The following is a 24423-nucleotide window of genomic DNA, read 5'->3' as shown; positions in this document are numbered from 1 at the left end:
CCGGCGTCGACGAGTCGATCGTCGCCCGTGCCGCGCTTCGCCTGATCACCGCCGCGGAAACGCGCCGGACCTGTGCCCCGCTGCGGGACGGGTTGATAAGCCCGGACGATGTCGCCACCGCCTACCGGATCCAGGAGCGGTTCAATGCCGCCCGGGTCTCCCCGGAGGTCACGGTGGTCGGCCGCAAGATCGGCGCCACCTCGCAGGCCGTGCAGCAGCAACTGGGTGTGGACCAGCCCGATTTCGGTGTCCTGTTCTCCGATATGGCGTATTCGGACGGCGACGTGATCCCGATCGACCGGCTCTTGCAGCCGCGGGCCGAGGCCGAGATCGCGTTCGTGCTCGGCGAGGATCTGGCCGAGGGACCGCTAGATATCGACCAGTGCCGCGCGGCCGTGGCCGAGGCGGTGGCCGCGCTGGAGATCGTGGACAGCCGCATCACCGACTGGAATATCTCCTTCGCCGACACCGTGGCGGACAACGCCTCGAGTGGTCTCTACGTGCTCGGCACCGAGCGCCGGACCCTGGACGACTTCGAGCCGGTCGACGTCGCCATGAGCATGCGCATCGACGGGGAGGAAGTGTCGACCGGTACCGGCGCCGCCTGCCTCGGCGACCCGCTCAACGCCCTGTCCTGGCTCGCGCAGCAGGCCCGCACCTTCGGTGAGCCGCTGCGGGCGGGGCAGGTGATCCTCTCCGGCGCGCTCGGTCCGATGCGGCCGCTGCACCCGGGTGCCACCGTCACCGCCGCCATCTCCGGCCTCGGGACGGTCACGGCTTCGTTCACCACCGCTTCGGAGGTCTCCCAGTGAGTGACAACACGCGCACCAAGGTCGCGATCATCGGTTCGGGCAATATCGGCACCGACCTGATGATCAAAGTGCTGCGCCATTCCCGGTTCCTGGAAATGGGCGCCATGGTCGGTATCGACCCGGAATCCGACGGGCTCGCCCGGGCCGCCCGGTTGAAGGTACCCACCACCCACGAAGGGGTGGAGGGCCTGATCGCGCTGCCGAACTTCGACGAGATCGAGATCGTCTTCGACGCCACCTCGGCCAAGGCGCACAAGCAGAATCACGAGCGGCTGGCACCGCTGGGTAAACGCCTCATCGACCTGACCCCCGCGGCGATCGGGCCGTTCGTGGTGCCGCCGGTGAACCTCGAGGAACATCTCGACGCGCCGAACGTGAACATGGTGACCTGTGGTGGTCAGGCGACCATCCCGATCGTGGCCGCGGTCTCCCGGGTGGTGCCGGTGGCCTACGCCGAGATCGTGGCCTCCATCGCCTCGAAATCCGCCGGGCCCGGTACCCGCGCCAATATCGACGAGTTCACCGAGACCACCGCGCACGCCATCGAAACCGTGGGCGGCGCGGAACGCGGCAAAGCGGTGATCATTCTGAATCCGGCCGAACCGCCGCTGATCATGCGCGATACGGTTTTCTGCCTGGTGACCGCCCCCGCCGCCGATTCGCACGAGCAGATCAAGGCCTCGGTGGCGAAAATGGTCGACGATGTGGCGGCCTACGTGCCCGGCTACCGGCTCAAGCAGGAAGTGCAGATCGACGCGATCCCGGCGGACCAGCCGGTGCATACCCTGCTCGCCAAGGACAACGACTCCTTCCCGACCCATCGGGTGTCGGTGTTCCTCGAGGTCGAGGGCGCGGCCCACTACCTGCCCGCCTACGCCGGCAACCTCGACATCATGACCTCGGCCGGACTGCAGGTCGCCGAGCGGATCGCGCAGAACACCCAGCAGACCGCATGAGCGAGTCAGGCCCGGAGGCGGTAGCGCAGCGTGACCACGCAGGGCCCTCGCTCATGCCCGAACAACACCGCATGAGCGAGTCAGGCCCGGAGGCGGTAGTGCGATACCTTCGCCTGCGCTTCGGCCTCCGCATCAGTGTGCTGACCGATCGCCGGTCTCGCCTATGCCCAATAGAGAAAGAGAGCGCCCGATGAGCGAGCCCGACGCCGTGCCGACCGTTTTCGTCCAGGACGTGACCCTGCGCGACGGTATGCACGCCATCCGGCACCGGATCACCCCGGAGAACGTCGGCAAGATCGTGGCCGCCCTCGATGCCGCCGGTGTCGACGCCATCGAGGTCGCGCACGGGGACGGTCTGGCCGGTGGTTCGGTGAACTACGGTCCCGGATCGCACAGCGACTGGACCTGGCTCGAGGCCGCCGCCGCGAACCTGAAGAACGCGCGGCTGACCAGCCTGCTGCTGCCCGGTGTCGGTACCGCCGAGGATCTGCGGCGGGCCTGGGGCCTGGGTGTGCGCTCGGTGCGGGTGGCCACCCACTGCACGGAGGCCGATGTCGCCGCCCAGCACATCGCCACCGCGCGGGAGATCGGGATGGACGTCTCCGGATTCCTGATGATGAGCCATATGGCCGAACCGGGCCAGTTGGCCGCGCAGGCCAAGCTGATGGAGAGCTACGGCGCGCACTGCGTCTATGTCACCGACTCCGGCGGCCGCCTCACCATGAACGGTGTGCGCGACCGCATCCTGGCCTACCGCGATGTCCTCGACCCGGCGACCGAACTCGGTATCCATGCCCACGAGAACCTGTCGCTGTCGGTGGCGAATTCGGTGGTGGCCGTCGAGAACGGGGTCACCCGGGTCGACGCCTCGCTGGCCGGTCACGGCGCGGGCGCGGGCAACACCCCGATCGAAGCGTTCGTGGCGGTCGCCGATGTGCTGGGCTGGAAGCACGGCTGCGATGTCTTCGCCTTGCAGGACGCCGCCGATGACCTGGTCCGGCCGCTGCAGGACCGCCCGGTGCGGGTGGACCGGGAAACCCTCACCCTCGGCTATGCCGGGGTGTACTCGAGCTTCCTGCGGCATGCCGAGGCGGCCAGTGAGCGGTACGGGATCGATGTCCGGACCCTGCTGATGGAGGCCGGCCGGCGCCGGCTGGTGGGCGGTCAGGAGGACATGATCGTCGATATCGCGCTCACCATGCTGGCCGAGCGGAAGGCCGAGCAGCAGCCCGCCTGAGCGATCCGCGGCGGTTCGAGTATGCGGTCCGCCGCGGCCGGACAGTGGACAGCCCCGGTGCCGGCCGGGGCTGTCCGCGTAGTGGAGGGCGTCTTGGCCGGTGGGTGACCCACATCACCGCTCGATGCTGTCAGGAACGCGGAAGCTGTCTCGTTCAGGGAGCACGCGAACCAGACAGGAGCGAACCATGCCGCACCGCATCGTCGTCCTCGGGGCCGGATACGCCGGAGCCTTCTCCGCCGGGTACCTGGCCCGTCAACTGCACTCCGACGATTTCGAGATCACCGTCGTCAACGCCGAGCCTGATTTCGTGGAGCGGCTGCGACTGCATCAGCTCGCCGCCGGGCGGGATCTCCCGCACCGGCCGCTGGCGGAGGTGTTCGCGGGTACCGGTATCCGGCTGAGAACGGCACGGGTGACCGGCGTCGACGTCGAGCGCCGGAACGTCACCGTCGCCGATGCCACGGGCACCGACCGGCTCACCTACGACACCCTTGTGTACGCACTCGGTAGCACTGTCGCCGAGCATGGCGTCGTGGGTGTCGCCGAACACGCTTTCCACGTGGCCACGCGGCCGTCCGCGCTGCGTCTGCGCTCCCGCTTGAACGAGTTGGGCGAGGGCCGGAGGGTGCTGGTGGTCGGCGGCAACCTGACCGCGATCGAGGCCGCCACCGAGATCGCCGAATTCCGGCCGGGGCTGCGGGTCCAGCTCGTCACCGGCGGCGAGCTGGGTGGGTGGCTCGGGTCGAAGGCCCGCCGTCACCTGCTCCGCGCCTTCGACCGGTTCGGAATCACGATCCACGAGCACACCACCATCGAACGCGTCGAGGAGGCGGCGGCGGTCGCCGCCGACGGCACCGTCTTCGCATCCGACGCGACCGTGTGGACCGCCGGTTTCGCCGTCCACCCGATTGCCGCCGCCAGCGGCCTCGAAGTGGCGGCCAACGGACAGATCAGAGTCGACCGTCAGATGCGTTCGGTCTCGCACCCTGATGTCTACGTGGCCGGTGACAGCGCTTTCGTCATCGGTGACAACGGCCGGCCGTTGCCGATGTCGTGCGCTTCGGCGGGATTCACCGGTACGCAGGCGACGGCCGCGATCATCGGGGACCGGACCGAGCGCAAGGTCGAGACGACCGCGCTGACCTACGTCGGCAACCACATCAGCCTGGGCCGCAAGGACGGGATCTTCCAGCTGGTCGACGGCGACGCCGGCGCGAAGTCCGGGGCATTGTGCGGCCGGCCGGCGGCACTGGTCAAAGCGGCGATCGTGGCGACCAGCGGCTGGGCCATCGGCCACCCGACCTTCGGGAAGCGGAGCCACCGGTACCGTGCGGCGACCACGGGAGTGCCCTCGGCCGCTCTGGTCGCCGGATAGAGTCCTGCCCGTGGACACTGCCGCCGTGGCGCGATTCGAGGCCGGCCGGAACCGGCTGGCCTCGCTCGCCTACCGGCTGCTCGGCTCGGCCTCCGATGCCGAGGACACCGTGCAGGACGCCTTCCTGCGGTGGCAGGCCGCCGACCGGGAGTACATCGAGGTGCCCGAGGCGTGGCTGACCAAGATCGTCACCAATCTGGCGCTCGACCGGCTCCGTTCGGCGCGGATGCAGCGTGAACGCGCCGTCGGCGCCTGGATGCCCGAACCGCTCCTCGACGGCGACCCGATGCTGGGCCCGGCCGATACCGTCGAGCAGCGCGAATCGGTGACCCTGGCGGTGCTGACGCTGCTGGAGCGGCTGTCACCGGTCGAACGGGCCGTCTACGTGCTGCGTGAGGCCTTCGCGTACAGCCATGCCGAGATCGCCGAGTTCCTCGGCATCACCGAGGCCGGGAGTCAGCAGCACGCCCACCGGGCCCGGCGCCGGATCGGCGCGGCCGGCCACGCCGCCGATACCGACCGTGCCGCCGCGCGCCGAATCGTCGAGGCGTTCGTCGATGCCGCGTCCTCGGGCCGGACCGAGCGGCTGATCGCGCTGCTGACCGACGACGCGACCGGCGTCTCCGACGGTGCCGGGCTGAGATCGGCCGGGAAACCGATCCGCTACCCGAGCCCGCAGCGGATCGCCGCCGCGCTGCGGGCCGGCTTCGCCCCGTCTCCGGCCAAGCGGAGACTCGCCGGCGGCTCGCCCGCCATCCATGCCGCCGTGGTCAACGGCAGCCCGGCCATGCTGGCCACGCTCGCGGACCGGGTTGTGGGCGTGGTGATCCTGGAAGTACGTGGCGACCGGATCGCGGGTGTGCGCGGTATCGCCGCCGCGGCCCGGCTCGGTCGCCTCACCGCGGAATGGCAGCGGCAGGAGCACGAAGTTCCACTGATCGAATCGTGGTAGCCGGCCGGTCGGTGATCGCACGGTGTCCGTCGGTTTCCGTCCGGCGGATACCGGCCGGGCGGCGCCGGCGGCCCGGTATGTGCAGGCGTGTCCGGGAAATCTCCTGACCGGTCGCGGGGCGGGAGCGCATGCTGCCGTGCGCGAACTGTTCGAATACGCGGCGGATCTCGGGGCGTATCCGTGGCCCGCATTCGTGGCGTTGAGTATCGGGGCACTCGCCATGGCTGTTTTTCACGGGATGCGCGGGGCATTCTGGTTGAACCGGGTGCTGGGCAAACCGATCCCCGCCCCGGTGTATGCGCACCGCTGATCGGCGGGGTGCGGTTCGGACGCGGAGGACGTGCACATGGCCGCCTGGGACGACGAGGTCATCGAGGAATTCCGTGCCGGCGAGGGGCGCGTCGGCGGGCCCTTCGCGGGCTACGATCTGCTTCTGCTCACCACCATCGGCGCGAAATCCGGTCTACCGCATACGAAACCGGTGATGTATCTGCGGGACGGCGATCGGCTGGTGATCGTCGCCTCCAATGCCGGGGCGCCACGGAACCCGGCCTGGTATCACAATCTGCGCGCGCATCCGACGGTCACCGTGCAGGTGGGCGCCGAACTCTTCGAGGCCGATGCCGAGGTGATCGACGCCGGGCCCGAACGCGATCGCCTGCACCTCGCGATGGTCGCGATCCTGCCCGCGCTGGCCGAGTACGAGCGCACCGCGGGCCGGGTCGTACCGGTTGTCGCGCTCACCCCGCGCGCGCCCGGGGGAGCGGGGTGACCGATGGGTCTGTCGCGGGCCGGGCGCTGGGGAACATGGTTACGGCCGCGGCGAGCTGCCCGGACCGGGCGATCGTGACCGGCGACCACGGCGGTGGGCCGGTGGCGCAGGGTCGTTCCGGGCTGCCGTGCCCGATCCGGTCAGCGCGGGCCGAGGAACAAGGTCTGGGTGCTGCGGCCGAGCGGGCCCTTCTCGTCGAACAGCGCGGACTCGGCCAGGCCGATACCGTGCGGCTGCGGATGGGTGACGGCATCGAGGCAAACCCATTCGCCGGCCGGTTGACGGTGCAGGCTGACGGTCAGATCGGTGTTGATGAACAGGTAGCGATCCCAGTCGAGGACCGCGCTGATTCCGTTGCCGGAATCCGCGGCGGCGAGGGTGCGTTCCAGCGGGCTGGGTGTGGTGCCGGCGACGATCGGATACTTCAGCCGGATCCAGCACACCGCGGGGCCGGGCTCGCGGAAGGAGCCGGTGACATAGCGGTATTCGATACCGGTGTGGAATCCCACGGGCTGGGTGGAGGGGAACGGTTCGGGATCGGGCGTCTGATCGGGGCCGGGACGCGCCCCGGTCGGTAAGAGGTGTTCGGGAATCTCGAGTTCGGGATCGGCGAGTTTGAAGCGCCACGCCGTGGCCCGCATCACCGGACCGCGGTCGGTGGACAGGGTCGCTTCGATCAGTTCCACGCTGCGTCCCGGGCGGACGAGGCGGGCCTGCGCGGTGAGCGGGGTGAGGGGGACGGGTCCGAGTATTTCCACGGCGACGCGGCCCACCTGGAAGCCCGGCCGGGGTTCGCACCGTTCGATCGCATGACCGAGCAGCGCGGAGGGCGGTCCGGCGTGCTGGGCGTCGGGTGACCACGGACCACGAGTGAGTTCGGTGGAGAGGAACCGCTGCGGGTCCGCCGGATCGGGCAGGTAGAAGGCCTCGTTCACATCGTTGTCCGTTCGTCCGGTCGGCGGTCGTGCCGTCTGTTCGATCTCTGCCCCGACCGTACCGCCGGGGCGGGAGGATGCCGCGCGGTGGTTGACCACAACGCCTTCACCACCGCCCTGCGCGCGCATCTGGACGGAACCCACCGGCGATGAGGCAGGGTTCGTGGCACCCGGCGGTGGCGGCGATCTTCGTCTGCGCCTGGGGCGGTAACCAGTTCACCCCGCTGCTGGTGATGTACCGGGACGAGGGTTATTCCGCACTCCTGGTGAACGCGCTGCTCGGCGCCTGCGTCCTGGGTCTGGTGCCGGGCCTGCTGCTCAGCGGCGGTCTCTCCACGCGGTTCGGGCGGCGCCCGGTGGCGGTCGCGGGGGTGATGGCCTCCCTGGTGGCCAGTCCGCTCCTGGCGGCCGGGGTGTGCGGTGTCGGCTGGATCGCGATCGGCCGGTTGATCACCGGTTTCGGGGTGGCCGTGGCCATGGCGGTGGGCACCGCCTGGACCACCGAGCTCGCCGTCCGGGCCGGGCACGGTCCGGCGGCCGGTGCCCGGCGGGCCGCGCTCTGGCTGACGTTGGGTTTCGGCTTCGGCGCGGGCGTCGCGGGGGTGCTCGCCCAGTGGGGCCCGGCGCCGATGGTGCTGCCCTATCTCGTGCACGTGCTGCTCGCCGCCGCGGTACTGCCCGCGGTGATGCGGGTGCCCGAGACGCTGCCGGCCGGGACGGGTACGCCCGGGCGATCCTCCGGTCTGCGGCATCCGCGGTTCCGGCGAGTGGTCCTGCCGATGGCGCCGTGGATCTTCGGCTCCGCCGGCGTGGCCTATGCGGTGCTGCCGCAGCTCGTCGGCGACCGCGTCGGGCAGTCGGGTCTGCTGTACTCGACCACCATCACCGTCGCCACGCTCACGGTCGGCGTCCTGGTCCAGCCGCTCGCCAAACGGCTGGACCGGACCACCAGCGCGCGAGCCGTGGTGGTGGCCATGTCGGCCGAGCTGGTGGTCAGCGCGCCGGCCGCGATCGTCCGTTCGCCCGTGCTGGCCCTGGCCGCCGCCCTCGCCTTGGGGTGCGGGTACGGAATCGCGCTGGTCTCCGGTCTGCTCGAGGTGCAGCGGCTGGCCGCACCGGCGGAACTGGCCGCGCTCACCGGCGCGTACTACGCCCTGACCTATGTGGGTTTTCTGTTGCCGTCCCTGCTGAGCCTGCTCGGCCCGGCGGCCGGCTACCCGGTGCTGCTCGGCGGGCTCGTGCTGGTGGCACTGTCGGGAACCGCGGTGATCGTCCGGCACTCCCGGTCGCATCTGCCCGCCCCGGCGGCCGCCGAGAAACAGCTGGTACCGGCCGGTTGAGCAGCTGTGCTCGGCCGGCATCCACGGGATCGGATCCAGGTCTCCACGGTGTCGTCCAGCGCACGGGGTCCGGGCGCGGAGGGTTGCAGCCCGGCTCGAACAACTTCCGCAACGCCGAAACCGCACCGCACCGGCGTGACGCGGCGCGGGGAACGGCGCGGCGCGGTTCAGGGGTACGGGGTGGGGATCTCGCGGACCGAGAAGCGGTAGTCGGCCTGGCGGAGCAGTTCGCCGGGGTCGTCGGTGGGCGGGTAGATCCACCACTCGTTCACCTTGCGCTTACGTACCTTGGCGGCCTCGCCCGTCGCGGCCACCTGCCGGTCCCACCCGTTGGTGAACACCGCTCCGGCCGAGCCGAGATCGAGGCAGGTGACGTAGGGCGCCGGCGTGAACGGTACGGCCGGGAGCTCGAACAGATCGGCGGCGGCGTTGTGGCCCGCGAATTTCCCGAGTTGCAGCGCGTGCTGGCAACACTGCAGTACCGGGTGCCCCGGCTCGGCATGCGCCGCCGCGGTATCACCGGCCGCGTACACGCCGGGAACCCCGCGTACCCGGAGTTGCTCGTCCACCGCCAACCGGCCCGATCGGTCGCGGTCGGCGGGGATATCGGCGGTGAGCGGACTCGCCTGCACCCCGGCGGTCCACACCACCGTACGAGCCGCGAGACGGGTGCCGTCGGACAGTGTGACGCCGTCCGGTGTCACCATATCCAGGCTCACACCCAGGCGTTGCTCGACACCGAGGGTCGCCAGGGCTTCGCGGATCTGCGGCCGGGGGCCGGGGCCGAGTTCGGGCCCGACCGTATCGGCCCGCTCCACCAGCACGACCCGGACCTGCTCGTTCCCGGCGAGCGTGCCGAGCCGGTCCACCAGTTCGGTTGCTGTCTCGAGCCCGGTGAAGCCCGCTCCGACGACCACGGCGGTGAAGCGGCCCGGGTCGGACGGGAGGTCCGGGAGCCGGCGCAGATGCGCGTCCAGCGCCGCGGCGGCCGGGAGGGTGTCCACATTGTGGAGCGATTCGGCACCCGGCAGGGCGGGCCGGACGAGCCGGCTTCCGGTCGCGAGGATCAACCGCTGCCAGGGGATCTCTTCCGTCTCGCCGTCTCGTCGGACGACGGTCACGGTCCGGTCCGCGGCATGCACCGCGGTCGCGGTGCCCGCGATCCGGCGTACCCCGACCGGTTCGAGGATCCGGTCCAGCGAGACCCGCATGCGGTCGGGATCGGCCTGGTAGAGGCGGGGCCGGATCACCAGATCGTCGCCGGGGTCGATCAGGGTGACGGGCAGGTCGCGTCCCGCCGCGCGGGCGAGCCGGACCGCGCCCGCGGCGCTCCACACCCCGGCGAAACCGCCGCCCAGCACCACGATTCCGGACATGTCATCCTCCTCGAAATCAATCGGGATAAAAAATGTCTTCATTTAGGACCCGCGGCAAGCCGGTGTCCGGGAAGGGGGTCGGACCTGCCGCGAGATCAGGGGTTCGCGAAGTCGCGCCGGGTGCGCTCCGCCGCGGATGCCGGAGCCTCGGCGGCGAGGTCGGCGACGGTCTGCGCGGCGAGTTCCCGTCGCCACGCCAGTTCCGCGCGGCGCATGGCCAGCGAGATTCCACACGGGCGGGTGAACTCCGCGCTCCCGCTGCGACCGCTGCCGCCGCGCTGCCGGATCTCGGTGCAGCGGAACGGGTCCACCCCGCCTTCGACCGCGGTGACCACATCGAGCAGGGTGATCCGTTCCGCGGGCCGGGCCAGTCCGAAGCCGCCGCGTACGCCGGGAGTGGAGGTGAGGATCCCCGCGCGGACCAGCGCCTGCAGCCGTTTCTTCAGGTACTCCACCGGCAGGTCGAACCAAGCAGCCAGCCGGGCGATCGGCACCGGCCACCGGTCGTCCAGCCAGGCCAAGGTGACGCAGCAGTGCAGGCTCCACTCGACGCCCTCGCCCATCTTCATAACAGGGATACTAACTATCCCTGTTTATCGGACGCAAGCACGCAACCCACATGCGAGCGGAAGTCGGACAGAAACGACCGATTTGGTGACCTGGCCGGTCGCGATCACCTGATCGGTGCCGTCCAGGGTCCGGGCGGAGCCTCACAGCGGGAGGCGTCGGCCCGGTGAACTCCGGACGGGCCCACGGGGAGCGGGAGAGCGCGCGGACGGGCCCGGCTCTGTCAGGGGAGCCGGGCCCGGAATGCCTCAGCGGCTCAGCGCAGGGCGCTTGCTGTCGAACTGCCAGCCGGGGATGAGGTACTGCATGGTCGCCGCGTCGTTGCGCTCGCCCAGCCCTTCACGCCGGTAGAGCTCGTGCGCGGCGGCCACCCGCTCCTCGTCGAGATCGACACCGAGGCCGGGGCGCTGCGGGAGGGCCAGTTCACCGTCGACGATCCGGTAGGGATCCCGGGTGATGCGCTGGCCGTCCTGCCAGATCCAGTGCGTATCGATGGCGGTGATCGCACCGGGCGCCGCCGCCGCGACATGGGTGAACATGGCCAGCGAGACATCGAAATGGTTGTTCGAATGCGAGCCCCAGGTGAGTCCCCAGGCGTCGCAGAGCTGGGCGACGCGCACCGATCCCGCCATGGTCCAGAAATGCGGATCGGCCAGCGGGATGTCGACCGCCCCGGTCCGGACGGTGTGCCCGAGTTCGCGCCAATCGGTGGCGATCATATTGGTCGCCGTCGGCAGGCCGGTGGCCCGTTTGAACTCGGCCATCACCTCCCGGCCGGAGAACGATCCCTCCGGGCCGACCGGGTCCTCGGCGTAGGCGAGGACATCGGTGAGTTCCCGGCACAGCGGTACCGCTTCGCGCAGCAGCCAGCCACCGTTGGGGTCGAGGGTGATCCGGGCATCCGGGAACTCCTCGGCGAGGGCGCGCACCGCGACGGCCTCCTCGGGCCCCGGCAGCACACCGCCCTTGAGCTTGAAATCGCGGAAACCGTAGCGTGCGCGTGCGGCCCGGGCCAGGGCCACCACCGAGTCCGGGGTGAGGGCCTGTTCGTGGCGCAGGCGCATCCACTCGTCGGCGGCCGCGGGTTCGTCGGTACCGGACCGGTAGGGGAGGTCGGTGCGCGTGCGGTCGCCGACGAAGAAGAGATAGCCGAGTGCGGGCACCCGGTCCCGTTGCACCCCCTCGCCGAGCAGGGCCGCGACCGGAACCTCCAGATGCTGCCCGAGCAGGTCGAGCAGCGCCGATTCGACCGCGGTCACCGCATGTACCGTGACCCGCAGATCGAAGGTCTGGTTTCCCCGCCCGCCCTCATCGCGGGCGGCGAAGGTACGCCGGATATCGGTGAGAACGGCGTGGTACTCGCCGACGCCGCGGCCGATCACCAGTTCCCGGGCGTCGGTGAGCGTGATGCGGATCCGCTCGCCGCCGGGCACCTCGCCGACCCCGGTGCGACCGTCGGAATCGGTGAGGATCACCAGGTTGCGGGTGAAGTAGGGGGCGTGTGCGCCGCTGAGGTTGAGCAGCATGCTGTCGTGGCCGGCGATGGGTACTACACGCATCTCGGTGACGCGGGGGGTGCGGGGGGTCATGAACGCTTCTCCAGGGTGGTGACTGCGGCGGTGGCGGGGGTGGCCGCAGCGAGCGACCCGGGTTCGGGGAGGTCGGTTCCCGCGGCGGCCGGGGCCGCGGTGTCGCTGTTCGCTCCGCTCGACCTGCGGATGAGCAGGACCGAGGCCGCGGCGAGTACGGAGGCGGCGGCGAGGGCGTACAGACCCCAGGTGACCTCACCGGTGGCCGATTTGATCAGGCCGAATCCGTACGGGGCCACGAAACCGCCGAGGTTGCCGAGGGAGTTGATGATGGCGATGGCGGGCGCCAGGACCAGCGGATGCAGTCCGGACTGGGGAATGGACCAGAACAGCGGGCTGGCGCTCTTGAAGCCCATGGCCGCGATGCACAGGAAGACCAGCGCGAGCCAGGGGGACGCGATCGCGGCGAGGTAGGTGCCGACCGCCGCGGTGAGCAGCGCGATGATGAGCAGGGGCCGGCGGTTGCCGGTGCGGTCGCCGATGCGTGCCGAGGCGTACATGGCGACCACCGCGCAGATCCAGGGCAGCGAGGAAAGCAGACCGACGGTTATATCGTTCACGCCGTCGATACGGCGGATGATCGAGGGCAGCCAGAAAGTGTTCGCGTAGATGGACAGCTGAATGGCGAAATAGATCCAGCAGAAGAGGATCAGCTTCGGATCCAGCAGCATGCGCCACCGGGAGGCCCGATGCGAGACCCCGGAATTGGCGGCTTTGTCGATGTCCTCGGCGGAAATGGTGTCGGTCAGTGCCTTCTTCTCGCCGGCGGTCAGCCATTTCGCGTCTTTGATGTGGGAGTCGAGGAAGAAGAAGGCGATGATGCCGATGATCACCGATACCGCGCCTTCGATACCGAACATCCACTGCCAGCCGTGCAACCCGAGAGTGTCGTCGAGGGAGAGCAGCGGACCCGACAGTGGCCCGGAGACGGCCGCGGCGACCGAGGACCCGGCGACGAACAGCGCCGTGGCCCGGCCCCGATGGCTGTTCGGCAACCATTTGGCCAGGTAGAAGATGACCGCGGGGAAGAACCCGGCTTCGGCCGCGCCGAGCAGGAAGCGCAGCACGTAGAACATGGTCGCGTTCTGGACGAACATCATGGCGGCCGATACCAGCCCCCAGCTGACCATGATGCGGGTGAGCCAGATGCGCGCCCCGTACTTCTCCATCATCACATTGCTCGGTAGTTCGAACAGGGCGTAGGCGATGAAGAAGACGCCGGCTCCGAACCCGTAGGCGGCGGCGCCGATACCGACATCGGCCTCCAGGTATTCGCGGGCGTAGCCGATATTCGAGCGGTTGATCTGGTTGCAGATCAACATGATGACGAACAGGGGTACGACGCGTCGAAAGAACTTCGACACGGCCATTTCCAGTTCCGCAGTCGGCTGCCGAGTGAACGACATCGTCCACTCCTTTCGGTCGAACCACCACCGCGCTACGCAGTGCCGTGGGAATACGTCTGAGGCCCGGTGACTCGCCTCACAAGCACTGAATGTAAAGACCTCGGGTGATTCCGGTCCAACACCAATTACGGATGAATCGATACAGGAAAGGTATCGGAGGCGGCGGGGATGCTTTCGCCTGCCCCGGTCAATTCCGTCATCAGCCGGGTGAAGGCCGGGTTCGCGTTGCCGTGGCGCCACACCAAATCCAGCTCCACCTGGGTCCGCACCCCCTCCAGCGGGCGGTAGACCACCTGGTCGAACCGCATACCGGTGGCCGATTCGGGCACCAGAGCCACGCCCCAGCCCAGGTTCACCAGCGCCAGGATGCTGTGGATCTGGGTCATGTACTGCGTGATCACCGGGATCACGGCCGCCGCGTGCAGCACGGTGGTGATCAGGTCGTGGAAGTACCGGGCCTCGACCGGCGCGTGCATCACCATCTCGACGCCGTGCAGCGCGGTTACCGGGAGCGGTCCCGTCTCGGCCGCCAGCGCGTGGTCCGCGGGCAGCGCCGCGATCAGGCCCTCGCGCACGAAGGTGCGGGTCGTCAGGTCCGGCCGGGTGATCGGCGGCCGGACCATGCCCAGATCGAGCGCTCCCTCCGAGAGCGCCTCCACCTGGTCCATGGTCACCATTTCGCGCAGCTCCACATCGACATCGGGTAGCGCCGTCCGGGCCGCGGCGAGCACGCGCGGCAACCCGGAGTGCACACTCGCCCCGGTGAATCCCAGGCGCAGCACGCCCCCGGTTCCGGCCGAGACCCGGCGCACCGCGAGGGCGGCCCGCTCGGCCTGCTGGAGCAGCCGCCGGGCGTCGAGGAGGAAGGCGCGACCGGCGCGGGTGAGCTTCACGGTGCGGTTGGATCGGTCGAACAGTTCCGCGCCGACCTCCTTCTCCAGGAGCTGGATCTGCCGGCTCAGTGGCGGCTGCGTCATCCGCAGGCGTTCCGCCGCCCGGCCGAAGTGCAGCTCCTCGGCCACGGCGACGAAATGGGTGAGCTGGACAAAAGTGAACATCCGATACCGACCTTGTATTGATAGATATGTAATCAGTGTTGGACGTGAATCATAGGGCTTCCTAGGGTGAGGGCAGCAGGTCACCCTCGAACAGGAGCGCACGCCATGACCACTGCCCCTCCCCAGGAAATCGCCCGGAAGCTGGGCTCCGGCCTTCTGTCCTTCCCGGTCACCCACCTGCGCGCCGACGGCTCGTTCGACGAGGCCGCCTATCGGGACAACATCGCCTGGCTCGGCCAATACGACGCGTCCGGTCTGTTCGCCGCGGGCGGCACCGGCGAATTCTTCTCCCTCACCCCGGCCGAGGTCGAGCAGGTGGTGACCGCCGCCGTGCAAGAGGCGCCGGACGGACTGCCGGTCATCGCCCCCGCCGGATACGGCACCGCGACCGCCGTCGAGATGGCGCGCGCCGCGGAGCGCGCCGGCGCGAGCGGCATCCTGCTGCTGCCGCCCTACCTCACCGAGGCGAGCCAGGAGGGCCTGGTCGACCATGTGCGGCAGGTGTGCGCGGCCACCGAGCTGGGCGTCGTCATCTACTCGCGCGCCAACGCCGCCTACTCCGAATCCGCCGTCGCCGAGCTCGCCGAGCGCTGCCCCAACCTGATCGGATTCAAGGACGGTATCGGCAATATCGAACAGATGACCCGGATCTACGCCGGGGTCGGCGACCGGCTCATCTACGTCGGCGGCCTGCCCACCGCGGAGATGTTCGCCCTGCCGTACCTGGCGTTGGGCGTGACCACCTATTCCTCGGCGATCTACAACTTCGTCCCGGAGTTCGCGCTCGACTTCTACCGCGCCCTGCGTCGCGGCGACACCACCTTCGTGCTGGACGCGCTGAACGAATTCGTGATCCCGTACTGCGATCTGCGCAATCGCAAACCCGGCTACGCGGTGAGCATCATCAAGGCGGGTATGAAGGTCATCGGGCGCCCGGCGGGCCCGGTGCGCAGCCCGCTGACCGATCTCGACGAGACCGAACTCGCCGAACTGGCCGACCTCGTGAAGAAGGTGAGCTGATGACCAGTACCGAAACCGAACGCCTCACCGGCGCGAACCTGCTCGGGGGCACCGAAGTCCCCGGCACCACCGGAGCTTTCCGCGCGGTGAACCCGGCGACCGGCGCCACACTCGAACCGGAGTTCCACGAAGCCGACGCCGCCACCGTCGCGCGGGCCGCGACCGCGGCCTGGTCGGCCTTCGCGGAATATCGCGCCACCGACCTCACCCGGCGCGCCGCGTTCCTGGACGGTATCGCCACCGAGATCGAGAACCTGGGGGAGACCCTGGCGCAGCGGGCGATCGCCGAATCCGGCCTGCCCGAAGCGCGAATCCGCGGCGAGATCGGCCGCACCGCCGGGCAGTTGCGGCTGTTCGCCGAGGTGGTGCGGGAGGGCAGCTGGACCGGTGCCCGGCTCGACCGGCCCGATCCGGCGCGGACGCCGCTGCCGAAACCCGATCTACGTCAACGCCGTATCCCGGTGGGACCGGTGGCGGTGTTCGCCGCCGGCAACTTCCCGCTGGCCTTCTCCGTCGCGGGCGGTGACACCGCCGCCGCGCTGGCGGCGGGCGCACCGGTGGTCGTCAAGGCACATCCGTCGCATCCCGGCACCTCCGAACTGGTGGCGCGCGCGGTGCTCGCGGCAGTCCGGGCGCACGGGCTGCCGGAGGGGACCTTCGCGCTGGTGCACGGTGGCGTGGAAACCGGCCTCGCGCTGGTCCGCGATCCGCATATCCGTGCGGTGGGCTTCACCGGGTCCCGGCAGGGCGGCCTGGCGCTGGCCGCGGCCGCCGCGGCCCGGCCGGTACCGATCCCGGTGTACGCCGAAATGTCCAGCGTCAACCCGGTGTTCGTGTTGCCGGACGCCCTGGCCGAAGGCGGCGCGCGCCTGGGCGCGGAATTCGTCACCTCGCTGACCACCGGCGTCGGGCAGCTGTGCACCAGCCCGGGTCTGGTCTTCCTGGCCGACGGGCCCGGCGCCGACGAATTCGTGGCGGCGGCCACCGAGGCGATCGGTACCGCGTCCGGTGCGCCCATGCTGAACAAGGGGATCGCGTCGTCGTTCACCGCCGGTGTCGAGCGCCTGACCGGCACCGCGGGAGTGCGGCTCGCCGCCACCGGGACCGCGGGCGCGACGAGTTGTTCCGGCGACCCGCATCTTTTCGTCACCACCGCCGAGTGCTTCCGGGCCGACCGCGCGCTCCAGGACGAGGTGTTCGGGCCGAGTTCGATCATCGTGCGCGCCGCCGATACCGCGGAACTGCTGGCGCTGGCCGGTGAGCTGGAGGGCCAGCTCACGGCCACCGTGCACGCCACCGCCGCCGACCGGGAGATCGCCCGGCCGCTGCTCGGGGAACTGGAGCTGATCGCGGGCCGGGTGCTCTTCGACGGCTGGCCCACCGGTGTCGAGGTCGGGCACGCGGTGGTGCACGGCGGTCCCTTCCCGGCGACCACGGCCCCGGCCACCACCTCGGTGGGAACTCTTGCCATCGAACGGTTCCTGCGTCCGGTGAGTTACCAGAACGTGCCGGAGGAACTGCTCGCCGACGAGATCCGGACGGAGAACCCGCTCGGAATCTGGCGTCGGGTGGACGGGACGGTCACGCGGGACTGACCGTTCGCGAACTCCTCTCCGCCCGCATTCCCGCTGTTCGGGCGTGGAAAGGGGTTGGCCGGCGGTGACTGCGTCGTTACGCCCGCCGAAGGTGCGGTCGGCGGGCGTAAAGATGCGGAGGGGGCGGGTACCCGGCGACCACTTCCGGCGGGTGGTCGATACTTCCCATGGGCGGCAGTAGGTTTCGGCCGGGTGCCGTAGGCTCGGGACGGGGAACTGCAAGGCGGGAGCAGTATCCGGATTTCCCCGAGGAACCATATGACCGGGGCTCACACGAGAATAACCGACCTGATCACGGAAATCTCGCACCGAATGATCTACTCGGGCAAAATGGTCGGGGACTGTCTTGCCACCGAGACCAGAGGTGTGGGCGAACACCTGGCGGGACACGCGGATCGGGCGGGTCGCGATGACGAGCGGCAGGCGGATCTCCTCGGCGGAATACCCGCCGATACCGACTTCGCTTCCGGCAGTACCGTAGGGGCTGGAGCCCCTGAGTCGTACACGTTGCGAACGGGACTGGACGGCAATCGGATCACCTTCCACGACTTCTACGAGCATGTACGGCGCAACGAGTTGCCGGAGCATATCGATCCGGGCGGCCGGGAAGGCGCCGACTGGAGTGTCAATCGAGCATGGGGGCGGGCAGTTGCCGCCAAACAAGACCACCTCCGCGCGCAGGGCGTAGCGGGCCGGGAGTTCGCCGAAGCCATGTGGAGGTGGAAGAACGAGATGGAGCGCGATGCGCGCAAGATCGACGCGAAACTCGAGTTCCCACCCGAGACCGCCGGTCGAGAGCCATATCTCGACCGGCTATACCGCGGGGACGGACGCTCGCGGGAGACGATCGCGGCCGAAGGCATCCGGCCCCGGAGTGAACTGACCGATTCGACGTTATCGTGGGTGGCCGCTGACGGGCCGGGCGCCGACGACTGGGTTTGTCTGTCGAAGGATCCGGCGGAGGCCGCTCGTTTTCCACTCTGGAACTCCCGATGGGCGCGCCCTCCGGAGCACGAGGTCCACATCGTACGAGATATAACCGGTGTCGTAGACAAGACGGGTGAGTCCCGGGTCAGCTTCAATGAGGGACTCGTCGTAGTCCCCGGTGGTATCCCGGTGGAAAAAATCGAGGGAACCTTGATCGATCGGAACGACCCGAGCGGGGGATTCGATCCCAACCCGGATTTCCGGCCGCACGAACCGGCTCCGATCAGGCCGCCCCGGGAGGACGCCGGCGGGGACAACATGTACCGTGGCCCGTCCTGACCGAGGTACCGCTGCCCCGGCCGTCCGCGGTCACTCGACGGCGGTGGCCCGCCCAGCCCACCTGGGTGCGGCCCGCATTGTTGACCAGCACATCGATCCGGCCGCAGCGGGCGATCATCGGCGGTGAGATCTCGAGTACCGCGGAGACCTATGAAGCGGTGCGCGGCGGTGACGGGGTGGTGCGGCCGGCGGCGGGGAACGTGTCGCTGGTCGCCCATGAGGGCGTGGTGGTGCGGCCGCTCCACAGGGTGAGCCCGAGCGAGCCGGCCCTGGTCTGGCGGCGTGACGATATCCGGCCGTTGGTGCGCGGTTATGTGGAGGCGTGCCGGTCCGCTCTCGCCGGGACGGCCGGGTCCGGCGGATTCGCCTCGAAAATAAAGTAGAACGTGTTATAGTTTTCGCGGTTTGCGAGCCCCGTGAGTGGTTCCCGGGCTGCGGCGCCATGTGGCGGTGCCCGCGGCCCGGGACCGCGCCGGAGCACCGGTCGATTTTCGCTGGGCCGCTCGGACGGGCCGGCCCGAAAGGCAGACGAATGAACACTGAACCGCACGTCGACGACGCCGCCCTGCTGCACCGCGAGCCGCTGGCGGTGGACCTGCTGGGCAAAGCTCTCGAGCGTTATGCCGACCGCACCGCGGTCCATATCGACGACGCCACCCTGACCTACCGCGACGTGCGCGATCAGATCAGCCGGTTCGCCCAGGCGCTGGCCGCGGCCGGTCTCGGTGTGGGCTCCCCGGTGGCGGTGCTCTCGGCCAACCGGCCGGAGGTGATCTTCGCCCAGGGCGCCAACAATGTGAACGGGTCGCGGGCCATGGCGCTGCATCCCATGGGCTCGCTCGACGACCACGCCTACGTCCTCGAGGACGCGGGCGTGGAAACCCTGATCTACGACCCGAGCGGATTCGACGAACGTGCCGCGCAGTTGCGGGACAAGGTGCCCGGGCTGCGGAACCTGTTCTCGTTCGGCCCGTCCGAGGCGGGGACCGATCTCATCGAACTGGCCGCCGGTTTCACCCCCGGACGGGTGCGCGGTCCACAGGTGGATCCCAACGCGACCATGAGCCTGGCCTATACCGGCGGCACCACCGGTAAGCCCAAGGGCGTGGAGATGAGCTTCCGCGGCAGCACCACCATGCTGCGCATCCAGATGACCGAATGGGAGTGGCCCGACGAGGTCCGGTTCCTGGTGTGCACCCCGCTGAGCCACGCGGGCGCCGCGTTCTGGGGTCCCACCGCCCAGCAGGGTGGTTCCATCGTGGTGCTGCCGTACTTCCACCCGGCCAAGGTGCTCGAGGCGATCGAGAAGTACAAGATCACCGCGACCATGCTGGTGCCCACCATGCTCTACGCGCTGCTGGACAGCCCGGACCTCGACAAGTACGACCTGTCCAGCCTGCAGACGGTGTTCTACGGCGCCTCCGCGATCTCCCCGACCCGGCTGGCCGAGGCCATCGAGAGGTTCGGTCCCATCTTCTTTCAGTTCTACGGTCAGGCCGAGAGCCCGATGACCATCTCGGTGCTGCGACGCGGCGACCACGACCTGAACAAGCCGGAGCGGCTGGCCAGTTGCGGCCGTCCGGTGCCGTGGCTGTCGGTGGCGCTGCTCGACGAGAAGGGCAACGAAGTACCTCGGGGCGAGCCGGGCGAGGTGTGTGTCCGCGGCCCACTGGTGATGAACGGGTACCTGAACAAACCCGAACAGACCGCGGAGGCCACCGAATTCGGCTGGCTGCACACCGGTGATATCGCCCGGCAGGACGAGGAGGGTTTCCTCTACATCGTCGACCGGAAGAAGGACATGATCGTCTCCGGCGGGTTCAATGTGTATCCGCGTGAGGTCGAGGATGTGCTGTCGGCGCATCCGGCGGTGAGCGCCGCGGCCGTGATCGGTGTGCCGGACGAGAAGTGGGGTGAGGCGGTCAAGGCGGTCGTCGTCCTCCGTGATGGGCAGTCGGTGCCGGTCGAGGAACTGCAGGCGTTGGTGAAGGACCGCAAGGGCGCGGTCTACACCCCGAAGACCGTCGATTTCGCCGAAAGCATTCCGGTCAGCCCGCTCGGCAAACCGGACAAGAAAGCGCTGCGGGCGCAGTACTGGGGCGAAGGCCGGCAGGTCAACTGAGATCGCCGGGCAACTACCGCTCGGATAGCTCTCGTCGATGGCCGGCAGGATCACCAGCTTTCCATCGTCGCCTCGTAGACGAGCCGGTAGTTGCCCAGGAACTGCTGGGCGTGCTCGGCCGCGGGGGACCCGTTCCACGACGCGGCGACCTCACCGAATCGGGTTGGACGATGCAGTTGGCGCAGTTCTTGTGCCCGATGCAGCCTGGGAGCGGGGCGGCGTCGCGGCGGGCCGCGTCCGACCAGGCCATGCTGTCGGAGGAAGCGAGCAGGGTGCCGTAGGCGCCCGGTCCGCTGGTTTTGATGCCGAAGCTGTGGAGGCGGATTCCGGGGACGCAGTGCGCCGCCGGCACCGATCGATGTCGAATGCGCTGGTGGGGAATGGATTCGAGGGAGGCGATCCGGGCTGTAGGCCGCGGGCAGTCGCCTGTTTCCGGTCGACGATAGGCCGGAGGGAGCTGACTGGTCAACCCCCTCCGGCCCCAGCGAACTAGCCCTTCACGAGTCGGATAAACCCGCTATCGCGGGTGGGGCCCGGAGAGCAAGAAGCCAGCGCCGTGGGGGCTTGCGGCGCTGTCCTGGCTGGATCTGCCCGGTCTGCGGCGGGGAGCGTCGGCCCCGTCCGGCGCGGCTGCCCGGCCTGGTCGTTGAGGGATAGATTGGAAAGGTGACTGAAGGCGACGACGCATCGTCGGTTTCCCGAGTGGAGATCGCGCATCGGATGGCTGGTGAGGTCGCGGTCGTGGCGGTGACCGGGAGGGTCGATCACGCGACCGCCCACCAGTTGGTGGAGGCGGTGCGTACGGGGGTGGACCGCACCCACGGCGGGTTCTGCGTCCTGGATCTGACCGCGGTGCAATTCCTGGGCGGCCACGGCCTCAGCGCCTTACTCAAGGCTGCCAGGGCTGCTGAGAACCGCCGGCAGCCGCTGCGGATCGCCGTCGACCACAACCGGCCCGTGATCCGCCCGCTCGAGATCACCGGGCTGGAGGAGTTCCTTGCGCTCTACCACAGCGTCGAGGAGGCGCTACAGGCCTGAACCGGGTATCTGCGGCCACCGGCCCGGTCCGCTGCTTTGTTCGGCTTTGCGCAGGTCGCGCGATCGGCTGCTCGGGGCAGTGGCAATACTGGGGTGGTGATCGAGAAGACTCTATGACCGACCAGCCGAACCCCAGCCCTGCACCGCAGCGTGTGGGGGGTTTCTGGTTCTATGCCGACGGGCAGCGCTGGGAGTGGTCCGACGAAGTCGCTGCCTTGCACGGCTACAGCCCCGGCGAGGTCGAACTGACCGTCGAGCTGCTGTTGAAACATAAACACCCCGATGATCGGGACCAGGTCGCCGACCTGCTGTCGGCGGTCGTGGAGGCCGGCCAGCCCTACTGTTCCCGGCACCGCATCCTCGATGCCGACGGCGCCGAGCACCATATTCTGGTGGTGAGCGATCAGATGCGCGACGGGTCCGGCGCCTCGATCGGCACCATGGGCTTCTACATCGATGTCTCCGACACCGCGGCCAGCATCCACACCCAGGTGATCGACGAGGCCATGCCCGAGATCGTGGAAGCACGTTCGGTGATCGAACAGGCCAAGGGCGCGGTGATGGCGATGTATGCGATCCCGGCCGAGAAAGCATTCGATGTGCTGGTGTGGCGGTCGCAGGAAACCAACACCAAGTTGCGGGTCCTGGCCGAGAAGCTCGTCGACGGCCTCACCGAGTTCGGTGGCGTGGCGGTGCAGACCCGCACCCGCTTCGACCACCTGCTCCTCACCGCTCACGAACTCCCCGACCGCACCGCGGACAAGGACGTCGACCAGGTCAAACGCTCGTCATGACCAGGCTCGGCCGCACGGTGAGTTCCGGCAGGTACTCGTACAGCGCGGTCCCCGAGGCCCCCAGCAGCCGCGCGATCGAGGACACCGACTCACCCGGCCGGGTCAGCAGCGCGCGAGCCTGCCGGATCTGCTCCTCGCCGGTAGGGCTGTTTACAGGCCGAAGGTGTCGCGGGCGCGGGTTTTCCATTCCTCGGTGAGTTGGCGTGCTTGCCGGTCGAACTCTTGTCGGTCGGCTTCGGGCCAGGTGTCGGGGTCGGTATCGAGGCCGCGCTCGGTGACGAAGCGCATGAAGTGGTCGGAGGTGGCCTTGCTGCGAGCCCGGATGAACTCACGTTCTTCTGGGGTCGGGGTCACAGTTTCTTCATCCCGAACCACGTTGATCCTTTCATCAGTGCTTCGCCGAGTTTCGTGTTGTCGCCGGAGAGCATGACCAGCTCTTGGGGTGAAGGGAACTCCAGTGGTGAGCGGCCGAATCGTGTGCGCATATCTTCGAGTAGGGCTACGTCGCGGTCGCTCAAGGCGCCGATCTCCCCGTCGAGCAGGAGATCGATGCGGGATTTCATGTTGTTGACCGATTTCGCCAGCTTTTCGGGGTCGGTGTTCCAGTCGTAGCCGGCTTTCGCCCAGGCGACCGCGCCGTCGAGCGAGTCGTCCTGCCGCAGGTGGGTGGCTATCAACTCGATTCTGTCGACCCCTGATCGGCGGAAGTAGTCCTCGGTGGACGCGGCGAACGCGGTGGAGAACCTTTGCCGGTGAAGCCTTCCTCGAGTTCGGTGAGGTCGTGGGTGACCACCAGGTCTCCCCGGCTGTCGCGGGTGAAGCTGTAGATGAGCGATCCGGCGTCTTCTCCGCCGGGAGTTCGGATCTCCGCGGTAAAACCCACGTTTGCGGGGTGGATGCTTCCGTCCTCTCGGACCCACGGGCGTTCGTACCAGGACCAGGCATTGAGGTCTTCGACCTGGTAGGGGCCGTATCGGCGCTGTAACCCTCGCAGAATATCGGTCAGGTCGTAGTCGTCGAGCTCACCGCGGCGGGCACCGTCGTAATGGTTGCCCAGCGGCGGCATATGCGACAGGTCGGTCAGCGGTATCCGCGCAGACCGCGAGGCGGTGAGAGCCGGGCCGGCGGTGAGCTCATCCGCATGCCCGGTAGCCGCGACCCCAGCGCTCCCCTCCGCGGCAGCGCGCTCAGTGACACGGTCGGCTTCTCGAACGCCATCGGCTCGACGGTGCATCCAGTCGCTGTGACCTTCGGACCTGAGGCGAAGCAGCCCCCGCAGATCATCACGCAGGCGCGCGATCAGCTCCGGGCACTGTCGCCTGCGCCCTTCACCGGATCGGTGAAGCGTGCCCCAGTTCGGGCACGTACTTGTACAGCGTGGTCCGCGAGACCCCCAGCAGCCGCGCGATCGAGGACACCGACTCGTCCGGTCGGGTCAACAGCGCGCGGGCCTGCCGGATCTGCTCCCCGCTCATGGCAGGCGGCCGGCCGAGGCGCTGTCCGCGGGCACGGGCCGCAGCCAGGCCCTCGTGAGTGCCCTCGACGATCAGCTCGCGGATGAACTCGGCCAGCGCGGCGAAGACGTGGAATACCAGCCGCCCGCCGGGGGTGGTGGTGTCGAGGGCTTCATGCAAGGAGCGGAACCCGATACCGCGGCGCCGCAGATCGGCGACGATCGAGATCAGGTCCTGCAGGCTGCGGCCGAGCCGGTCGAGGGAGGCGACGACGAGGGTGTCGTCGGCGCGCATGTAGTCCAGGCACGCCGACAGCTGCTCGCGCTCGGCGTCCTTGCCGGACTTCTTGTCGGCGAAGGTCTTCTTGCAGCCGGCCCTCTTCAGCGCGCGGGTCTGCCGATCCAGATTCTGGTCGCGGGTGGAGACGCGGGCGTACCCGATGAGTGCTCCTCCCCCGCCGATCGGGTCCAGGGCATCGCCGTCGAGGGAAAGCGGTTCGAGCGCATCGGTCTCCGTCACCCCGCAATCGTACATAAAAGGGCGTCTCTCCATTGTTGAACAGTCGGACTTTACGACACGTTTTTTGAACAGTCGCCGTTTTTGGGTGACCTGGGCGTTCGTCCGCCGGGACTCGTTTCGGCTCGACTGTTCAAGAAACGAACTTGGGCTCAACCGGTCAACGCATCACCGCGTGGATGATCATGTCGGCGTGGAGGGTTCGATGCGGGACTACGGGATGTCACCTGCTGGTCAGGA

At 69.0% G+C, this 24423-nt stretch carries 25 protein-coding genes; 15 read left to right on the top strand and 10 right to left on the bottom strand.

Going from position 1 to position 24423, the window contains the following annotated elements:
- The first annotated feature begins 17 nt into the window (after positions 1-17).
- From AB0H42_RS12505 to AB0H42_RS12475, 7 genes are all read left to right on the top strand, one after another.
- Positions 18-812 carry a fumarylacetoacetate hydrolase family protein gene (locus AB0H42_RS12505; RefSeq protein WP_357054513.1) on the top strand — a complete coding sequence of 265 codons (795 nt, stop codon included), beginning with the start codon at positions 18-20 and terminating at the stop codon, positions 810-812.
- Positions 809-1768, top strand: coding sequence for an acetaldehyde dehydrogenase (acetylating) (locus AB0H42_RS12500; protein ID WP_357054022.1), 960 nt, complete (start codon positions 809-811; stop codon positions 1766-1768). Before AB0H42_RS12505 ends, AB0H42_RS12500 begins: the two co-directional genes overlap by 4 nt.
- Before the next feature lie 190 nt (positions 1769-1958).
- Complete coding sequence (gene dmpG / locus AB0H42_RS12495) at positions 1959-3005, top strand: 4-hydroxy-2-oxovalerate aldolase (protein WP_357054019.1); 1047 nt, start codon at positions 1959-1961, stop codon at positions 3003-3005.
- A gap of 187 nt (positions 3006-3192) precedes the next feature.
- Complete coding sequence (locus AB0H42_RS12490) at positions 3193-4383, top strand: FAD-dependent oxidoreductase (protein WP_357054016.1); 1191 nt, start codon at positions 3193-3195, stop codon at positions 4381-4383.
- Between the two features lie 10 nt (positions 4384-4393).
- Entirely contained in the window at positions 4394-5335 is a 942-nt protein-coding gene (locus tag AB0H42_RS12485; protein WP_357054012.1) for a sigma-70 family RNA polymerase sigma factor, read from the top strand.
- Positions 5336-5357: 22 nt separating this feature from the next.
- Positions 5358-5645, top strand: coding sequence for a hypothetical protein (locus tag AB0H42_RS12480; protein WP_357054009.1), 288 nt, complete (start codon positions 5358-5360; stop codon positions 5643-5645).
- 36 nt (positions 5646-5681) lie between these two features.
- On the top strand, positions 5682-6107 hold the full coding sequence (locus AB0H42_RS12475) for a nitroreductase family deazaflavin-dependent oxidoreductase (protein WP_357054006.1): 426 nt from the start codon (positions 5682-5684) through the stop codon (positions 6105-6107).
- 140 nt (positions 6108-6247) lie between these two features.
- Here the strand turns inward: AB0H42_RS12475 and AB0H42_RS12470 are convergent, their stop codons facing one another.
- The gene (locus tag AB0H42_RS12470) at positions 6248-7171 is read right to left on the bottom strand and encodes a thioesterase family protein (protein WP_357054003.1); all 924 of its coding nucleotides are present in this window, start codon (positions 7169-7171) and stop codon (positions 6248-6250) included.
- A gap of 20 nt (positions 7172-7191) precedes the next feature.
- Between AB0H42_RS12470 and AB0H42_RS12465 the strand changes: the two genes are divergently transcribed.
- Positions 7192-8382 carry an MFS transporter gene (locus AB0H42_RS12465; RefSeq protein ID WP_357054000.1) on the top strand — a complete coding sequence of 397 codons (1191 nt, stop codon included), beginning with the start codon at positions 7192-7194 and terminating at the stop codon, positions 8380-8382.
- 167 nt (positions 8383-8549) lie between these two features.
- Here AB0H42_RS12465 and AB0H42_RS12460 read toward each other — a convergent pair whose 3' ends face one another.
- The 5 genes from AB0H42_RS12460 to AB0H42_RS12440 all read right to left on the bottom strand — a co-directional run bounded on the left by AB0H42_RS12460 (position 8550) and on the right by AB0H42_RS12440 (position 14378).
- A complete protein-coding gene (locus tag AB0H42_RS12460) occupies positions 8550-9758 on the bottom strand; it encodes an FAD-dependent oxidoreductase (RefSeq protein ID WP_357053997.1) in 1209 nt (402 codons plus the stop codon).
- Positions 9759-9853: 95 nt separating this feature from the next.
- Positions 9854-10327 (bottom strand): Rrf2 family transcriptional regulator, encoded by a 474-nt coding sequence (locus tag AB0H42_RS12455; RefSeq protein WP_357053994.1) that lies wholly within the window; start codon positions 10325-10327, stop codon positions 9854-9856.
- Between the two features lie 246 nt (positions 10328-10573).
- A complete protein-coding gene (gene gudD / locus AB0H42_RS12450) occupies positions 10574-11914 on the bottom strand; it encodes a glucarate dehydratase (RefSeq protein ID WP_357053991.1) in 1341 nt (446 codons plus the stop codon).
- Complete coding sequence (locus AB0H42_RS12445) at positions 11911-13320, bottom strand: MFS transporter (RefSeq protein WP_357053988.1); 1410 nt, start codon at positions 13318-13320, stop codon at positions 11911-11913. The genes gudD and AB0H42_RS12445 overlap by 4 nt, the downstream gene beginning before the upstream one ends.
- 125 nt (positions 13321-13445) lie before the next feature.
- Positions 13446-14378 (bottom strand): LysR substrate-binding domain-containing protein, encoded by a 933-nt coding sequence (locus AB0H42_RS12440; protein ID WP_357053985.1) that lies wholly within the window; start codon positions 14376-14378, stop codon positions 13446-13448.
- A 105-nt stretch (positions 14379-14483) separates the two neighbouring features.
- Between AB0H42_RS12440 and kdgD the strand changes: the two genes are divergently transcribed.
- The 7 genes from kdgD to AB0H42_RS12405 all read left to right on the top strand — a co-directional run bounded on the left by kdgD (position 14484) and on the right by AB0H42_RS12405 (position 22213).
- The gene (kdgD, locus tag AB0H42_RS12435) at positions 14484-15398 is read left to right on the top strand and encodes a 5-dehydro-4-deoxyglucarate dehydratase (protein ID WP_357053982.1); all 915 of its coding nucleotides are present in this window, start codon (positions 14484-14486) and stop codon (positions 15396-15398) included.
- Positions 15398-16993: an aldehyde dehydrogenase (NADP(+)) gene (locus AB0H42_RS12430; protein WP_357053979.1), complete on the top strand. Its 1596-nt coding sequence runs from the start codon at positions 15398-15400 to the stop codon at positions 16991-16993. The genes kdgD and AB0H42_RS12430 overlap by 1 nt, the downstream gene beginning before the upstream one ends.
- 312 nt (positions 16994-17305) lie before the next feature.
- Positions 17306-18259 (top strand): hypothetical protein, encoded by a 954-nt coding sequence (locus tag AB0H42_RS12425; RefSeq protein WP_357053976.1) that lies wholly within the window; start codon positions 17306-17308, stop codon positions 18257-18259.
- Between the two features lie 80 nt (positions 18260-18339).
- Positions 18340-18642, top strand: a complete 303-nt coding sequence (locus AB0H42_RS12420; protein ID WP_357053974.1) for a hypothetical protein — start codon at positions 18340-18342, stop codon at positions 18640-18642.
- 149 nt (positions 18643-18791) lie between these two features.
- A complete protein-coding gene (locus AB0H42_RS12415) occupies positions 18792-20381 on the top strand; it encodes an AMP-binding protein (RefSeq protein ID WP_357053971.1) in 1590 nt (529 codons plus the stop codon).
- A 666-nt stretch (positions 20382-21047) separates the two neighbouring features.
- Positions 21048-21419, top strand: coding sequence for an STAS domain-containing protein (locus AB0H42_RS12410; protein WP_357053968.1), 372 nt, complete (start codon positions 21048-21050; stop codon positions 21417-21419).
- Between the two features lie 113 nt (positions 21420-21532).
- Positions 21533-22213: a PAS and ANTAR domain-containing protein gene (locus tag AB0H42_RS12405; RefSeq protein ID WP_357053965.1), complete on the top strand. Its 681-nt coding sequence runs from the start codon at positions 21533-21535 to the stop codon at positions 22211-22213.
- Between the two features lie 150 nt (positions 22214-22363).
- On the opposite strand, the gene AB0H42_RS12400 is transcribed toward AB0H42_RS12405, so the two are convergent.
- The 4 genes from AB0H42_RS12400 to AB0H42_RS12385 form a co-directional block, all read right to left on the bottom strand.
- Positions 22364-22567 (bottom strand): hypothetical protein, encoded by a 204-nt coding sequence (locus AB0H42_RS12400; RefSeq protein ID WP_357053962.1) that lies wholly within the window; start codon positions 22565-22567, stop codon positions 22364-22366.
- A complete protein-coding gene (locus AB0H42_RS12395; protein WP_357053959.1) occupies positions 22564-22890 on the bottom strand; it encodes a hypothetical protein in 327 nt (108 codons plus the stop codon). Before AB0H42_RS12395 ends, AB0H42_RS12400 begins: the two co-directional genes overlap by 4 nt.
- The gene (locus tag AB0H42_RS12390) at positions 22887-23447 is read right to left on the bottom strand and encodes a hypothetical protein (RefSeq protein WP_357053956.1); all 561 of its coding nucleotides are present in this window, start codon (positions 23445-23447) and stop codon (positions 22887-22889) included. Before AB0H42_RS12390 ends, AB0H42_RS12395 begins: the two co-directional genes overlap by 4 nt.
- Positions 23448-23541: 94 nt before the next feature.
- Positions 23542-24129 carry a recombinase family protein gene (locus AB0H42_RS12385; protein ID WP_357054510.1) on the bottom strand — a complete coding sequence of 196 codons (588 nt, stop codon included), beginning with the start codon at positions 24127-24129 and terminating at the stop codon, positions 23542-23544.
- Between the last annotated feature and the right edge of the window lie 294 nt (positions 24130-24423).

The sequence above is a fragment of the Nocardia sp. NPDC050799 genome (assembly GCF_040654015.1).
Classification (GTDB): domain Bacteria; phylum Actinomycetota; class Actinomycetes; order Mycobacteriales; family Mycobacteriaceae; genus Nocardia.
This window is presented reverse-complemented; position numbering and strand designations above follow the sequence as displayed.